Origin of the sequence: Pseudomonas sp. LLC-1 (assembly GCF_002992185.1) — a bacterium.
GTDB classification, from domain to species: domain Bacteria; phylum Pseudomonadota; class Gammaproteobacteria; order Pseudomonadales; family Pseudomonadaceae; genus Aquipseudomonas; species Aquipseudomonas monteilii.
The window spans coordinates 141,267-156,188 of the sequence record NZ_LUVY01000004.1 but is presented as its reverse complement, the minus strand read 5'-3'; the positions used below and the strand labels follow the sequence as shown (position 1 = coordinate 156,188).

Below are 14,922 nucleotides of genomic sequence, written 5' to 3'. Positions count from 1 at the left end.
AAATTAAGGAGCTGCACATGAAACTGCTGGTGGTCGAGGACGAAGCCCTGCTTCGCCATCACCTCTACACCCGACTGGGCGAAAGCGGCCATGTGGTCGAGGCCGTCGCCGACGCCGAAGAGGCCCTGTACCAGGCCGGGCAATACCACTTCGACCTGGCCATCATCGACCTGGGCCTGCCCGGCATCAGTGGCCTGGAGCTGATCACGCGCCTGCGCAGCCAGGACAAGACCTTCCCCATCCTCATCCTCACCGCCCGTGGCAACTGGCAGGACAAGGTCGAAGGCCTGGCGGCCGGTGCTGACGACTACCTGGTCAAGCCGTTCCAGTTCGAAGAGCTGGAGGCTCGCCTGAATGCCCTGTTGCGCCGCTCCAGCGGCTTCACCCAGTCGACCATCGCCGCCGGCCCGCTGGTGCTCGACCTCAACCGCAAACAGGCCACCCTCGACGACCACCCACTGGCGCTGACGGCCTACGAATACCGCATTCTCGAATACCTCATGCGCCATCATCAGCAGGTCGTGGCCAAGGAGCGCCTGATGGAGCAGCTGTACCCGGGGGACGAGGAGCGCGACCCCAATGTCATCGAGGTGCTGGTCGGCCGCCTGCGCCGCAAGCTTGAGGGCGAGCACGGCTTCAAACCCATCGACACCGTGCGCGGCCTGGGCTATCTGTTCACCGAGCGCTGCCGATGATCCGCTCCCTGCGGGTACGCCTGATGTTGGCCGCCGCCGTGCTGGCGCTGCTGTTCATGCTGGCGCTGCTGCCGGCCTTGCAGAAAGCCTTCAGCCTGGCCCTGCAGGAGTCGATCGAGCAGCGGCTGGCCTCGGATGTGACCACACTGATTTCCGCCGCGCGCATCGAGCATGGCCAACTGCAGATGCCGACGCTGTTGCCGGACGAGCGTTACAACCTGCCGTATACCGGCCTGCTGGGCTACATCTTCGACCGCGACGGCAACCTGGTCTGGCAGTCGCGGGCCACTGCCGACCGGCACATCAATTACAGCCCGCGCTACGACGGGCGGGGTAACGAGTTTGCCCGCATTCACCAGTCCGATGGCGAAGAGTTCTTCGTTTACGACGTCGAGATCAAGCTGCTGGGCGGCCAAAGCGCCGCTTACAGCATTGTCGCCCTGCAGCCGGTGAGCGAATACAAGGCCACCCTCAATGGCCTGCGAGAAAAGCTCTACCTGGGCTTTGGTGCTGCCTTGTTGGCATTGATGGTGCTGTTATGGGCGGGCTTGACCTGGGGGCTGCGTTCGTTGCGGCGGCTCAGCCACGAGCTGGATGAGGTGGAATCGGGCGCACGCGACGGCCTGAGCGGCGAGCACCCTCGCGAGTTGCTGCGCTTGACCCGTTCGCTCAACCGCCTGCTACGCAGTGAGCGCGAGCAACGCACACGCTATCGCGATTCGCTGGATGACCTGGCCCACAGCCTGAAGACGCCGCTGGCGGTGTTGCAAGGTGTGGGCGAGAGCCTGCAGCAGCGCAGCGGCGAGCGCGAGCAGGCGCGGGTGCTGCAAAGCCAGATCGAGCGCATGAGCCAACAGATCGACTACCAGCTGCAACGCGCCAGCCTGCGCAAGAGCGGCCTGGTGCGCCACAGCGTGAGGCTGCTGCCGTTGCTCGACAGTTTGTGCAGCACGCTGGCCAAGGTTTACCGGGACAAACAGGTGAACGTGGCCCTGGAGGTGCCTGATGCGGCGCAGGTGCCGATGGAGCAGGGCGCCTTGCTGGAGATGCTCGGCAACCTGCTGGAAAATGCCTACCGGCTGAGCCTGGGCCAGGTGCGGGTAAGCCTGGAGCAGGCGCCCGGGCAGTTGACCTTGTGTATCGAGGACGATGGGCCGGGGGTGCCGGCCGATCAGCGTGAGCGCATCCTGGAGCGGGGGGAGCGGCTGGACAGCCAGCACCCGGGGCAGGGTATCGGGCTGGCGGTGGTCAAGGACATTGTCGACAGCTATGACGCCGTGTTGAGCCTTGGCGATTCCCCGTTGGGTGGCGCGGCGTTCAGGATCACCTTCAATTTGGAATGAACCGTCGCCTGTACTGGCCTCTTCGCGGGCTTGCCCGCTCCCACAGGTACTGCGCACGAGCTGAATGCAGTGCGGTCCCTGTGGGAGCGGGCGAGCCCGCGAAAGGGCCGGCATAGGAAAACTGCAATGGGCGGATTCCCGCCAACGCCCCTGTACAAATCCCGCCACCGGGCGGAAATCCGCCAGCCTTCCTCAGGCAAATCGCCCCGTCGTTGGGCATTTATCCCTAGCAAATACGGCCTTTGCACCCTTCATGGGCATTTTGGCACCACCCTTGCTATTGATCCCTTCAGAGGCCTGCCCAGGCAGCTCGAACACAACGACAAATCCCTCCGGGTGCAGGAGGGTTAGCGATTCAGGTGCCCCATCACCCTGGGAAGGGTGGGCCGGCACACTTGAGGAAAATGAGCCATGACGACACGTCAGCCGCTGTACAAATCCCTGTATGTCCAGGTGTTGGTCGCCATCACCATCGGTATTCTGCTCGGCCACTACTACCCGGAAACGGGCGTCGCCCTCAAACCTTTGGGTGACGGCTTCGTCAAACTGATCAAGATGGTCATCGCCCCGATCATCTTCTGCACCGTGGTCAGCGGCATCGCCGGCATGCAGAGCATGAAGTCGGTCGGCAAGACCGGCGGCTACGCGCTGCTGTACTTTGAAATCGTCTCCACCATCGCCCTGATCATCGGCCTCGTCGTCGTCAACGTGGTCAAGCCAGGCGCTGGCATGCACATCGACGTCAGCACCCTGAACGCCAGCAGCGTGGCTGCCTACGCCGCCGCCGGCGCGCAGCAGACCACCGTCGGCTTCCTGCTCAACGTCATCCCCAACACCGTGGTCGGCGCCTTCGCCAACGGCGACATCCTGCAAGTGCTGATGTTCTCGGTGCTGTTCGGCTTCGCCTTGCACCGCCTGGGCAGCTATGGCAAGCCGGTGCTGGACATGATCGACCGCTTTGCCCATGTCATGTTCAACATCATCAACATGATCATGAAGCTGGCCCCGATCGGTGCCTTCGGCGCCATGGCCTTCACCATTGGCCAGTACGGCGTTGGCTCGCTGGTGCAACTGGGCTACCTGATGGCCTGCTTCTACATCACCTGCCTGCTGTTCGTGCTGGTGGTGCTGGGCGGTATCTGCCGCGCCCACGGCTTCAGCGTGCTCAAGCTGATCCGCTACATCCGTGAAGAGCTGCTGATCGTGCTGGGTACTTCTTCGTCGGAATCGGCACTGCCACGCATGCTGGCCAAGATGGAGCGCCTGGGTGCCAAGAAGTCGGTTGTCGGCCTGGTGATCCCGACCGGTTACTCGTTCAACCTGGATGGCACCTCGATCTACCTGACCATGGCCGCGGTGTTCATCGCCCAGGCCACCGACACCACCATGGACATCACTCACCAGATCACCTTGCTGCTGGTGCTGCTGGTGGCCTCCAAAGGTGCTGCCGGCGTTACCGGTTCGGGCTTCATCGTGCTGGCCGCCACCCTGTCGGCTGTTGGCCACTTGCCAGTTGCCGGCCTGGCGCTGATCCTCGGCATCGACCGCTTCATGTCTGAAGCCCGCGCCCTGACCAACTTGGTAGGTAACGCCGTTGCTACCGTGGTGGTTGCCAAGTGGGTCAAGGAAATGGACAACGACAAGCTCGCTTCGGAGCTGGCTTCCGGTGGTGCTCCGCTGGTCGATACCCGTCCTACCGATGACCTGGGCGTGGCCGAAGGCCCGGCTCGCTGATCGCGGGATGGTTAAATGAAAAAGGCGACCCTTGAGGTCGCCTTTTTCATGTTCGTGCCGCGTTCAGGCCAGCACCACTTCCAGCACCCGGATCACCTCCGGCTGCGGGTAATGCCACCTCACTTGCACATCCCAGAACTTCACCCCATACACCCGCTCGGCCGGTGGTATCTGATAGGCCGGTCGTGGGTCCTGGGCCAGGCACTGCTCGATCAGCTCTACCAGTGGCTCAGCCAGGCGTAGTGCGTGCTCGCGAGCCTGGGGCAGGGCGTTTTCCCCCCACTGCACGGCAATCGCAGCGGGTGCTTCACTGGCCATCTGGTTGCTGGCGCCCGCGATGCTGTCGGCGTAGGGCACATAGGGCTTGATGTCCAGTACCGGCGTGCCATCGAGCAGGTCGATCCCGGACAGCAACAGGCGGCCAGGCTCTACCCCCTCCAGGCGCACCACTGACTGGCCGATGCCGTTGGGCCTGTGGGTGGCGCGGGTGGCGAACACGCCCATGCTCTTGTTGCCGCCCAGGCGCGGTGGCCGCACTTTCAGGCGGGGTTTGTCTTCCAGGGCCTGGTGGAACAGGAACAGCAGCCAGACATGGCTGACCTGCTCCAGGCCTTCGACCGCATCACCCTGGTCGAACGGCGGCAGCAGTTCGAGCACGCCGCGCGCCGCAGGCGCCAGCTGCGGCTGGCGCGGGATGGCGAACTTCTCCTTGAAGCAGGAGCGCACAATACCGACCGGGGCAACCGTGTGCTGCATGGCCACTCAGCCGCGCACGCGCAGGGTCAGGCCCTTGAGGAAGTTGCGCAGCAGCTGGTCACCGCACGGGCGGTAGTTGTCGTGGCCGGCCTTGCGGAACAGCGCGCTGAGCTCCGGCTTGCTGACCGGGAAGTTGACCGACTTGAGGATCGCGTGCAGGTCGTCTTCCTTGAGCTCGAAGGCCACCCGCAGCTTCTTGAGGATGAGGTTGTTGGTCACCGGCAGCTCGACCGGCTGCGGTGGGCGGCTGTCATCCTTGCCACGGCGGTGAATCACCAGGCCGTCGAGGAAGTGCGCCATCACCCGTTCAGGGCAACGTACGAAACCTTCCTCTTCTTCTTTCTTCAGGTAGGTGGCCAGCACCAGAGGATGCACTTCGAGGCCGGAAAGCCCGATGATTTCGGCCATCTTGGCGTCGTTCACCTTGAGCATGTAGCGCAGGCTGCGCAGGACATCGTTGTGGTTCATTGCTGCAGAATCCTGTTCAGGTGCCACGCGTGTGCGTGGCGTATTGCTTAGAAACGTTCGGTAGTGGCCAGGTAGCGCCATTGGCCTAGCGGCAGTTTGCCCATCGATACGCCACCCAGGCGAATACGGCGCATGCTTACCAGCTCCAGGCGCAGGTAGGCGCACAGCTCGGAAATTTGCCCGGGCTGCGGGTTTTTCAGCACCATGCGCAGGTGGGTCTCGTTTTGCCAACTGGCTTTGGTCTTAGGCAGTTCGCGATCATTGCGCGTGGCCCCGCGCGCCAGGCGTTCCAGCGCCTGGGGCGTGGTTTCGCCGCGCACTTCGACGATGAACTCCTGCTCCAGGCGGCGCAGGTCGGCGTTGATCTTGCGCGTTACCCGCCAGTCCTGGGTGAATACCTGCAGGCCGGTGGCGCCGCGCTCCAGCGGCGCCACGCAGTCCTGCCGGGCAAAATGCCCGTGCAGGGCGCGCACGCCTTCGCGGTGAGCCTCGCTGAGGTTGCCCATGTTCATGCTGGCGCGGGCGGTTTCACTGTCGATACCGGCGGGTTGGTTCATCAGCAAGGTCACCGGTTCCAGCGTTTCGGCGCGGGCGCCCGGCAACAGTTCGACGCGCTGTTGCTCAACCTTGAACTGCGGCTGCTCGACGACCACGCCATCGACCGTCACCCAGCCACCTTCGATATACAACTCGGCCTCGCGACGGGAGCAACCCAGCTGCTCGATAAGGCGTTTGGACAGGCGGACGGGTTCAGACATGACGGTAATTCGCAAAGGCAGGGAAAGACCCGCATTGTACCTGCCTGCGCGGCGCAGGGGCTGGGAATCTGTGTCATTTACGCCGTTTTGCGCAGGCGCATGTGCAGCAGCGGGTAGGGCTGGCCCAGGCCATCGGTGTCTGAACGGCCGAACACTTCGAAACCTTCATGCATGTAGAAGCCCAAGGCTTGCGGGTTCTGTTCGTTGACGTCCAGGCGTTCGGCGTTCAGTTCGTCGATCGCATAGTGCAGCAGGCGCTTGCCAACCCCTTGGCCGCGGTAGTCAGGTGCGACGAAGAGCATGTCCACGCGCCCGTTGGCGACCCCGGCGAAGCCACAGATACGTTGCCGGTCCTTGCAGCAGACCAGCATCACCGCATCCAGGTAGCGGTGCAGCACGTGGTCGCGCAGCAGCACGATGTAGCCCTCTGGCAGGAAGTGATGGGTGGCGCGTACCGAGTCCTCCCACACCTGTACCAGCTCGCTGTAGTCGCTCAAGCGCGGCGTTTGCAACGTCAGTGGCGCAGGCATGCCGGTGGTCCTCCATGGCGATAGGGAAAACATAGCAGCCCAACCACCGGTCGGCTTGTCTGTGTAGCGCTTGAACGGCGGGGGGTAGAGGTCTATTAATTAAGCGTGGGAAAAAATCCCACGCAAAGAAAAACTAAAACTGACAACAAGACTTTTACTGATTTTGCGTTCTCGTGGCGACGACCTGGAGACGGACTATGCAAATCCACCTGCTGTTCAAGAAGGCCTTACTGGCGGTTGCCGTAGCTGGCGTGCTTTCGACGTCCATTGTGTTGATCCCTGACACGATTTCTCACGGCTCCAGCGCCTATGCCAAAGATGGTGGCGGTGGCGGTGGTGGTGGTGGTCACGGCGGCGGTGGAGGCGGCGGTCACGGTGGTGGTGGAAGTGGCGGTGGCGGCGGAGGCCACGGCGGTGGTGGAAGTGGTGGCGGAGGCGGAGGCGGAGGCCACGGCGGTGGAAGTGGTGGTGGCGGAAGTGGCGGTGGTGGCGGCCACGGTGGTGGCAGCGGAAGTGGCGGTGGTGGCCATGGCAGTGGCGGAGACGGTGGCGGCCATGCCGGCAACAGTGGCAGCGGCCACGACGGTAATTCAAACGCTGGTCGCAGCAGCAACCATGCTGAAGCGGGTGACGATCATGGCAATCACGTGGGTGGTGAGCCCGGTGACGATCACGGCAATCACGTTGGCGGTGAGCCCGGTGACGATCATGGCAACCATGTTGGCGGTGAGCCCGGGGATGATCATGGTAATCATGTCGGCGGCGAGCCTGGCGATGATCACGGCAATCACGTGGGTGGTGAACCTGGTGACGATCGCGGCAACCATGTGGGTGGCGAACCGGGTGATGACAACAGCAGGAGCTGACAGGCGTTGATCAGCCCAACTTCTCCCCCTTCGATGTTAAGCGCACTGCGGCGTGTCATGCGTCCGCTGGTGCGCTTGATGTTGCGCAAGGGGGTGACCTACACGATGTTCGCCGACCTTCTCAAGGACGTGTTCGTCGACGTAGCCCATCGCGAGTTTCGCCTGGACGGCACCCCGCCCACCGACAGCCGTATCAGCCTGCTCACAGGCGTACACCGCAAGGACGTCCGGCGGATTCGCAGTGAAGGCGGCACAGCGCTCGCAGCCCTGCCGGCAAACATCACCCTGGGTGCACAGCTGGTCAATGTATGGACCACCAGCCCGCCGTTCTGCTCGGCACCTGGCCAGGCGCTGGCACTGCCGCGTTTGGCCAGTGTCGGCGGCGACTGTTCATTCGATGCCCTGGTGGCCAAGGTCAGCACCGATATCCGTGGCCGGGTTGTGCTGGATGAGTGGTTACGCCTTGGCATCGTCCGGCTCGACGAGCAGGATCGTGTGCACCTGGAGGCCCAGGCATTCGTGCCGCAGACGGGTTTCGATGAAAAAGCCGCCTACTTTGGCCACAACCTGCATGACCATGCCTGCGCAGCGGTGCACAACCTCAGTGGCGAAGGTCAGCCGTTCTTTGAGCGCAGCGTTCACTATGATGCCTTGAGCCTGGCCAGCGTCGAACACGTGCGTGAAGTGGTTTCCACGGATGGCATGCAGACGCTGCTTGCTTTCAGCCGGCTTGCAGCAGAGCTGGAGGGCGCTGATGAGCCCGCCGTCGAGCAACGTCAGCGCATCACCGTAGGGCTTTATTTCTACACTGAAGCTACCCAACCCGATTTGTCGAAGACGCCCGGCCCATGACTTCTCTTGCGCGCTGCCTCAGTGCCATCACGCTCGCCCTGGTTTTCGGGTTGAACCTGATGGCGCCTGCCGAGGTGGCCGCAGCGCCGGTGTGTGTCAGCCGTGATGAAGTGGGGATGGCCGGTGCCGCAGGCATGCAGTTTCCGGGAGGGACGGGCGGCACCGGTGTGCGCAGTGAAAACGGTGGCGTTGGCGGCACTGGCGCACCGCATCCGCAGCGCCCCGGTGGCACAGGCGGTACGGGTGCAGTGGCCGAGGGTGTGGACGGCACCTACTTCGATCACAGCAGTGGCGGTGTTGGCGGTACCGGTGCGCCAATCCTGCGCCCGGGCGGTACTGGTGGTACCGGCATTGTCGGCACCATCACCGGGTTTGCCTCGATCTGCGTCAATGGCATGGAAGTGCACTATGGCAAAGACGTACCGGTGAGTCAGAACGGTGCACCGGCCAGCAGTGCTCACCTGGCCATCGGGCAGGTTGTGGCGGTGGAGGCCATTGCCACCCAGCGCGGCCTGCAGGCTGGGCGTATCTCGATCCTCAACGCCTACGAAGGGCCGCTGACGGCGCTCCCCAGCGCTTCGGCCCCGCTGCGGGTGATGGGGCAGCCGGTGCGCCTTGCCGCAGGCGCGCGGGTGGCGGAAGGGCTGCGCCCGGGCGAGCCGGTCCGGGTCAGCGGCTTGCGCGATGCCAGGGGCGAAGTGGTGGCGACCCGTATCGAACGGGCCCCGGGGCTGCGAGAGGCCAGTGCCATTGGGGCGATTGATCGCCCTGGTAGCCTTCAAGGGCTGCAACTGGGTACCCGCGTAGCCCCGGCACGGGAACTGCTGGTGCGCGGCCAGTGGACCGGGCGTCAACTGGAAGTGGCGCAAACCCGCCCTGACCCTAGCCTGCCGTTTGCTGGCCGTGTGCAGCAGGCGGTGGTCGAAGGGCTGGTGCAGCGCGCGCAGGCTCGGCAACTGGTGGTTGCAGGCATCAATGTGACGCTGGGGCAGGGCACCGTGATCGTTGGTAAACCGGCGGCGGCGTTGGCGCTCGATCAGCGTGTGCGGGTGAGTGGTGTACTCAATGGCGCTCACGAATTGCGGGCAACGCGTGTGGAGTTCCAGGATGACCGCGCCGACAACCCGGACAGAGGCCATTCGGGGCGTGGCAGCGAGCACGGCAGCAGTGATTCCGGCAGTTCAGGCAACAGTGGCCATGGCACACGCGAAGCGACCGCTGTTGGCACCGAAGGCCGTGAGGATCACAGCGGTGGCAGCGACATTGAGGACGCCAGCGGGCACGGCAAGTCAGACAGCGTGGACAAGTCTGGCAAGACAGAGCATGTCGAAACGGTGGAGCAGCCTGAAAGCAGCAACAGCGGCCGTTCTGACCGGGTAGAGCGGGTCGAAGTCGAAAAGGTAGAAAAGGCCGAGAAGGTTGAGAAGGTTGAGAAGGTTGAGAAGGTTGAGAAGGTTGAGAAGGTCGAAAAAGTAGAGAAAGTCGAAAAGGTGGAGAAAGTCGAGAAGCCTGAAAAGGTCGAGAAGGTTGAAAAAGTCGAGAAGGTAGAGAAGGTCGAAAAGCCCGAAAAAGTAGAGAAAGTCGAAAAGGTGGAGAAAGTCGAAAAGCCTGAAAAGGTCGAGAAGGTTGAAAAAGTCGAGAAAGTCGAAAAGCCGGAGAAGATAGAGACCGCCGAAAAAGTCGAGCATCCGGAGCGTTCCGGGCGTTAGGCAACTAGGCTGGGTATGTCCGCTCACACTTCCCGACGGGATTCCGAGGTGCCGATGAGACCGACCCTCCCGCTTCTCGCCTGCCTGCTGTCATGCACCAGCGCATCAACCTTGGCTGACACCTTCAGCGCGGCCATCGGCATGGACTATTCAAGCGGCGACTATGGCACGGGTACCACGTCGGAAATCTGGTACGTGCCCGTGGTCGGCAAGTATGAAACCGGCCCCATGACCTACAAGGTCACCGTGCCCTGGTTACGCATCACCAACCCGGAAGTCGGCCCGAATGGTGACCCCTTGCCCGGCGGTTGCCGGGATGTGGAGAGCGGGCTGGGCGACACGGTTGCCAGTGCCGGGTACGCCCTGCTCGATGGCAGTGACGGCGGCCTGATGCTGGACCTGATCGGCAAGGTCAAATTCCCCACTGCCGATGAAGACCAGTGCCTGGGTACCGGCGAATACGACTACACCGCCCAGGTCGACATCACCAAGGGCTTTGGCCCGGTCACCGGCTTCGCGACACTGGGCTGGAAGAAATTCGGCGACCCACCCGACAGCGATTTCGACGACCCGGTATTCGCCAGCCTCGGCTTTGCCATACCTGTGGCTACTGGCACGTCGGCGGGCGCGTCCTACGACTGGCGGCAGAAGGTGGTCTCGACAGGGTCGCAGATCAAGGAACTGACCTTGTTCCTGACCCACAAGCTCAACCCGCAATGGAAAGTGCAACTGTATGCGGTCAAAGGCTTTTCGGACGCCAGCCCGGATGCAGAGGGGGGGCTGATGCTGTTTCACACGTTCTGACAAAAAAGCCCCTGCGCCGGATTACCGGGGCAGGGGCTTTTCAGTGTTTCAGCCGCTTTAGATAGGCTCGGCCCACATGTCGTACTCGTCGGCATCCACCACACGGCAGCGCACTTTGTCGCCTGGCTTGAAGCCATGATCGCCGTCGATGAACACGCTGCCGTCGATTTCCGGGGCATCGAAGAAGCTGCGGCCAACCGAACCTTGCTCCTCGACTTCGTCGATCAGCACGTCGATTTCCTTGCCGATGCGCAGTTGCAGGCGGGCGGCGCTGATGGCCTGCTGGTGGGCCATGAAGCGGTCCCAGCGGTCCTGCTTGATGTCGTCCGGCACTTCTTCCAGGCCCAGGTCGTTGGCCGGTGCGCCTTCTACCGGCGAGTACTGGAAGCAGCCCACGCGGTCCAGCTGGGCTTCGGTCAGCCAGTCCAGCAGGTACTGGAAGTCTTCCTCGGTTTCGCCCGGGAAGCCGACGATGAAGGTGGAACGGATCACCAGCTCGGGGCACTGTTCGCGCCAGTTCTTGATGCGCGCCAGGGTGCGGTCTTCGAAGGCCGGGCGCTTCATCGACTTGAGCACTTTCGGGCTGGCGTGCTGGAACGGGATGTCCAGGTACGGCAGGATCTTGCCGGCGGCCATCAGCGGGATCACGTCGTCGACGTTCGGGTACGGGTACACGTAGTGCAGGCGTACCCAGGCGCCCAGGCTGCTCAGTGCTTCGCACAATTCGAGCATGCGGGTCTTGACCGGGCGGCCGTTCCAGAAGTCGGTCTTGTACTTGACGTCGACGCCATAGGCGCTGGTGTCCTGGGAAATCACCAGGATCTCCTTCACCCCGGCCTTGACCAGGCGCTCGGCCTCGCTCAGCACTTCACCTACCGGGCGGCTGACCAGCTTGCCACGCATCGACGGGATGATGCAGAAGCTGCAGCTGTGGTTGCAGCCTTCGGAAATTTTCAGGTACGCGTAGTGGCGCGGGGTCAGCTTGACGCCCTGAGGCGGCACCAGGTCGATCAGCGGGTTGTGGTCCTGGCGTGGCGGTACCACTTCGTGCACGGCGTTGACCACCTGCTCGTACTGCTGCGGGCCGGTGACCGACAGCACGCTCGGGTGCACATCACGGATGCTGCCTTCTTCGACACCCATGCAGCCGGTGACGATGACCTTGCCGTTTTCCTTGATCGCTTCGCCGATCACTTCCAGCGATTCTGCCTTGGCGCTGTCGATGAAGCCGCAGGTGTTGACCACCACCACGTCGGCGTCCTCGTAGGTGGGCACGACTTCATAGCCTTCCATGCGCAGCTGGGTCAGGATGCGCTCGGAATCGACCAGGGCTTTAGGGCAACCCAGGCTTACGAAACCTACCTTGGGGGTGGCGGGCGTGGTGGACATGACTAACCTCGGTATTGAATGCAGGTCGCCCGGCCGGAATCGGGGGCGATCTTGACGGGCGCTTTGGGCGCCTCTGATCAAAAAGTGCGCAATTCTAGCGAGCGTAACGTCGCTTGACCAGCAGAAATACGACGAACGCTGCGCTATGCAAGCCAACCGGACTGTGCACGACTGGTAAAACCTCGAAACACAGCCAGGCAATGCCTCCCCTTGAACCGATGAGCTCCTGTCATCACCCTCTTTCACGCCTATGAAACCTTTTCTTGAGCTTATTCAATTCTTATGGTTTTCTTATAAGACTGGCGTGGATATGAATACGATCAACTGGTCACGCAAAGCAGTGAAGCAACTCAGGAAAATCGACAAGGTTGATCAACCCAAGGTCTACGACGCCGTTCAGGCGTTGGCGCACATGCCGCACGCTCAAAGCGTCAAGGCGCTGGTCAACCACCATTATGGTTACCGGCTAAGGGTAGGTAACTACCGGGTTCTGTTCGACTGGGATGGAGGCGTGAAAATTGTCAGCATCGAGGAGGTCAAGAAGCGCGATGAGCACACCTACTAATGTACAGATCATCAATGGCGCCGACGGTCGTCCTGCCTTCGTCGTGTTGCCCTATGCCGATTACATCGCCAGCCGTCCCCAACCGGACCTGGTGCCCAACGAGGTGGTTGGCTATATGGTGAAGGACGGCATGACCGCCATCGCCGCCTGGCGTCGGCATCTGGACCTTACTCAGGCTGAAGTTGCCCAGCGCCTGGGGATCTCGCAGTCAGCCTATGCCCAGCAAGAAACAGCAGAGCGCCCGCGTAAGGCTACTCGCGAAAAGATTGCCGCTGCCTTGGGCATACCCATGCAGTGTCTGGACCTTTAGTGTTGGCCGCCATCTTGCTCTGACAGAGGCGGACCAGCAGAAAATCGACGAACGCTGCGCTATGCTTCGCGCCATTGCGTCCGGGGTGTCAGTGTTACTTCGGCGCAGGTGAGAATTCTACTGGCCTATAAGGCCGTCTGCGGGAGTGGTCGATGGTTCAGGCAAGCAGTCACGCCGAGGGCGGGCACGAGGGGAAGCAGGGCGCGGCGCGGTCGCTGGGCCTGCTCGTGGCGGCGGTCGGGGTGGTTTATGGCGATATCGGCACCAGCCCGTTGTACACCCTGAAGGAAGTCTTCACCGGCGGTTACGGGGTGCCGGTCAACCACGATGGCGTGTTGGGGATCCTGTCGTTGATCCTGTGGTCGCTGTTGTGGGTGGTGTCGTTCAAGTACGTGATGTTCATCCTGCGCGCCGACAACCAGGGCGAGGGCGGCACCATGGCCCTGACCGCACTGGCACGGCGGGCCACGGCGGCCTACCCGCGGTTGCGCACGCTGATGGTGATCTGCGGCCTGATCGGCGCTTCGCTGTTCTATGGCGACAGCATGATCACCCCGGCGGTGTCGGTGCTGTCGGCGGTAGAGGGCATGGGCCTGGCGTTTGACGGTATCGACCACTGGGTGGTGCCGATTTCGCTGGTGGTGCTGGTGGCATTGTTCCTGGTGCAGAAGCACGGTACCGAGAAGATCGGCAAGCTGTTTGGCCCGATCATGGTCACCTGGTTCGTGGTACTGGGGGCGCTGGGTGTGCATGGCATCTCGCAGAGCCCGGAAGTGCTCAAGGCCTTCAACCCGGGTTGGGCGATCAACTTCTTCGTGGTGCACCCCGGCATGGGCGTGGCCATTCTCGGCGCAGTGGTGCTGGCGTTGACCGGCGCCGAGGCGCTGTACGCTGACATGGGCCACTTTGGCCGCAAGCCGATCGCCCGGGCCTGGTTCATCCTGGTGCTGCCCGCGTTGGTGCTGAACTATTTCGGCCAGGGGGCACTGCTGCTGCAAAACCCGGACGCAGCCCGCAACCCGTTCTACCTGCTGGCACCGGGCTGGGCATTGCTGCCGTTGGTCGGGTTGGCGACCATGGCCACGGTGATCGCCTCGCAAGCGGTAATCTCGGGGGCGTTCTCCCTGACCCGCCAGGCCATCCAGCTGGGCTACATTCCACGTATGCAGATCCAGCACACCTCCAGCGACGAGCAGGGGCAGATCTACATTGGGGCGGTGAACTGGACGCTGATGGTCGGCGTGGTGCTGCTGGTGATCGGTTTCGAGTCGTCCGGCGCCCTGGCGGCGGCCTACGGTGTGGCGGTGACCGGCACCATGCTGATGACCACTATTCTGGTGTCGGCCGTCATGTTGCTGCTGTGGAAATGGCCGCCTGTGCTGGCGGTACCGATCCTGGTGGGCTTCTTGTTCGTCGACGGGCTGTTCTTCGCTGCCAACGTGCCGAAAATCGTCCAGGGCGGTGCCTTCCCGGTGTTGGCGGGTGGTGTGCTGTTCCTGTTGATGAGTACCTGGAAGCGCGGCAAGCAGATTCTGGTCGAGCGTATCGACGAAGGCGCGCTGCCGCTGCAGCTGTTCATCAGCAGTATCCGTATTCAGCCGCCACATCGGGTCGAAGGCACGGCGGTGTTCCTCACCGCACGGGCCGACGCAGTGCCTCATGCGCTGTTGCACAACATGCTGCACAACCAGGTGCTGCACAGCCAGGTGGTACTGCTGACGGTCGTCAGCGAAGACCGGCCGCGCGTGCCGGAGCAGGAGCGCTTCGAGGTGGAGGCATACGGTGATGGGTTCTTCCGTGTGCTGCTGCACTTTGGCTTCATGGACGAACCGGACGTGCCGGCGGCATTGAAACTGTGCCACCTGGACGACCTGGATTTCACCCCGATGCGCACCACCTACTTCCTCAGCCGCGAAACGGTGATTGCTTCACGGCTGGAGGGGATGTCGCGCTGGCGGGGCAACCTGTTTGCGTTCCTGTTGAAGAATGCCAACGGTAACCTGCGCTTCTTCAACCTGCCGCTGAACCGGGTGATCGAGCTGGGGACCCAGGTCGAGATCTGATTGCCAAGGGGCTGCTTTGCAGCCCATCGCCGGCAAGCCAGGCTCCCACAGGGACCGCGCAATGCTGAAGGTCTGCGCAG

Annotated in this window: 15 protein-coding genes; 10 read left to right on the top strand and 5 right to left on the bottom strand. The window is 62.7% G+C overall.

The genetic code is table 11. The annotated features are described in order from the left end of the window. The first annotated feature begins 17 nt into the window (after positions 1 to 17). The 3 genes from A0O30_RS02845 (at position 18) to A0O30_RS02830 (ending at position 3,772) form a co-directional block, all read left to right on the top strand. On the top strand, positions 18 to 695 hold the full coding sequence (locus A0O30_RS02845; protein ID WP_105945505.1) for a response regulator: 678 nt from the start codon (positions 18 to 20) through the stop codon (positions 693 to 695). After that, a complete protein-coding gene (locus A0O30_RS02840) occupies positions 692 to 2,038 on the top strand; it encodes an ATP-binding protein (RefSeq protein WP_105945504.1) in 1,347 nt (448 codons plus the stop codon). The genes A0O30_RS02845 and A0O30_RS02840 overlap by 4 nt, the downstream gene beginning before the upstream one ends. A gap of 411 nt (positions 2,039 to 2,449) precedes the next feature. Then, a complete protein-coding gene (locus tag A0O30_RS02830) occupies positions 2,450 to 3,772 on the top strand; it encodes a dicarboxylate/amino acid:cation symporter (RefSeq protein ID WP_019098118.1) in 1,323 nt (440 codons plus the stop codon). A 63-nt stretch (positions 3,773 to 3,835) separates the two neighbouring features. On the opposite strand, the gene tsaA is transcribed toward A0O30_RS02830, so the two are convergent. From tsaA to A0O30_RS02810, 4 genes are all read right to left on the bottom strand, one after another. Then, a complete protein-coding gene (gene tsaA / locus A0O30_RS02825; protein ID WP_016712020.1) occupies positions 3,836 to 4,528 on the bottom strand; it encodes a tRNA (N6-threonylcarbamoyladenosine(37)-N6)-methyltransferase TrmO in 693 nt (230 codons plus the stop codon). Positions 4,529 to 4,534: 6 nt separating this feature from the next. Then, complete coding sequence (locus A0O30_RS02820) at positions 4,535 to 4,996, bottom strand: DUF1456 family protein (protein ID WP_019098116.1); 462 nt, start codon at positions 4,994 to 4,996, stop codon at positions 4,535 to 4,537. A 47-nt stretch (positions 4,997 to 5,043) separates the two neighbouring features. Continuing rightward, positions 5,044 to 5,754 (bottom strand): rRNA pseudouridine synthase, encoded by a 711-nt coding sequence (locus tag A0O30_RS02815; RefSeq protein WP_105945502.1) that lies wholly within the window; start codon positions 5,752 to 5,754, stop codon positions 5,044 to 5,046. Positions 5,755 to 5,831: 77 nt separating this feature from the next. Further along, the gene (locus tag A0O30_RS02810; protein WP_105945501.1) at positions 5,832 to 6,284 is read right to left on the bottom strand and encodes a GNAT family N-acetyltransferase; all 453 of its coding nucleotides are present in this window, start codon (positions 6,282 to 6,284) and stop codon (positions 5,832 to 5,834) included. Positions 6,285 to 6,593: 309 nt separating this feature from the next. On the opposite strand from A0O30_RS02810, the gene A0O30_RS27625 reads away from it, so the two are divergent. Genes A0O30_RS27625 through A0O30_RS02790 form a run of 4 tightly spaced genes read left to right on the top strand, consistent with a single transcriptional unit; the run spans position 6,594 to position 10,515 of the window. Next, positions 6,594 to 7,160, top strand: a complete 567-nt coding sequence (locus A0O30_RS27625; protein ID WP_177410244.1) for a hypothetical protein — start codon at positions 6,594 to 6,596, stop codon at positions 7,158 to 7,160. 47 nt (positions 7,161 to 7,207) lie between these two features. After that, positions 7,208 to 8,002, top strand: coding sequence for a DUF6502 family protein (locus A0O30_RS02800; RefSeq protein WP_105945533.1), 795 nt, complete (start codon positions 7,208 to 7,210; stop codon positions 8,000 to 8,002). Next, positions 7,999 to 9,711 (top strand): DUF5666 domain-containing protein, encoded by a 1,713-nt coding sequence (locus A0O30_RS02795; RefSeq protein WP_105945500.1) that lies wholly within the window; start codon positions 7,999 to 8,001, stop codon positions 9,709 to 9,711. Before A0O30_RS02800 ends, A0O30_RS02795 begins: the two co-directional genes overlap by 4 nt. Before the next feature lie 54 nt (positions 9,712 to 9,765). Beyond that, positions 9,766 to 10,515 carry a hypothetical protein gene (locus A0O30_RS02790; protein WP_105945499.1) on the top strand — a complete coding sequence of 250 codons (750 nt, stop codon included), beginning with the start codon at positions 9,766 to 9,768 and terminating at the stop codon, positions 10,513 to 10,515. Between the two features lie 57 nt (positions 10,516 to 10,572). Here A0O30_RS02790 and rimO read toward each other — a convergent pair whose 3' ends face one another. After that, positions 10,573 to 11,904 carry a 30S ribosomal protein S12 methylthiotransferase RimO gene (rimO, locus tag A0O30_RS02785; RefSeq protein WP_060498611.1) on the bottom strand — a complete coding sequence of 444 codons (1,332 nt, stop codon included), beginning with the start codon at positions 11,902 to 11,904 and terminating at the stop codon, positions 10,573 to 10,575. Positions 11,905 to 12,214: 310 nt separating this feature from the next. Between rimO and A0O30_RS02775 the strand changes: the two genes are divergently transcribed. The 3 genes from A0O30_RS02775 to A0O30_RS02765 all read left to right on the top strand — a co-directional run bounded on the left by A0O30_RS02775 (position 12,215) and on the right by A0O30_RS02765 (position 14,842). Continuing rightward, positions 12,215 to 12,469, top strand: coding sequence for a type II toxin-antitoxin system RelE/ParE family toxin (locus A0O30_RS02775; RefSeq protein WP_105945532.1), 255 nt, complete (start codon positions 12,215 to 12,217; stop codon positions 12,467 to 12,469). Continuing rightward, on the top strand, positions 12,453 to 12,779 hold the full coding sequence (locus A0O30_RS02770; protein ID WP_060498613.1) for a helix-turn-helix domain-containing protein: 327 nt from the start codon (positions 12,453 to 12,455) through the stop codon (positions 12,777 to 12,779). The genes A0O30_RS02775 and A0O30_RS02770 overlap by 17 nt, the downstream gene beginning before the upstream one ends. Positions 12,780 to 12,931: 152 nt before the next feature. Then, positions 12,932 to 14,842 (top strand): potassium transporter Kup, encoded by a 1,911-nt coding sequence (locus A0O30_RS02765; RefSeq protein WP_105945498.1) that lies wholly within the window; start codon positions 12,932 to 12,934, stop codon positions 14,840 to 14,842. Positions 14,843 to 14,922 lie beyond the last annotated feature (80 nt).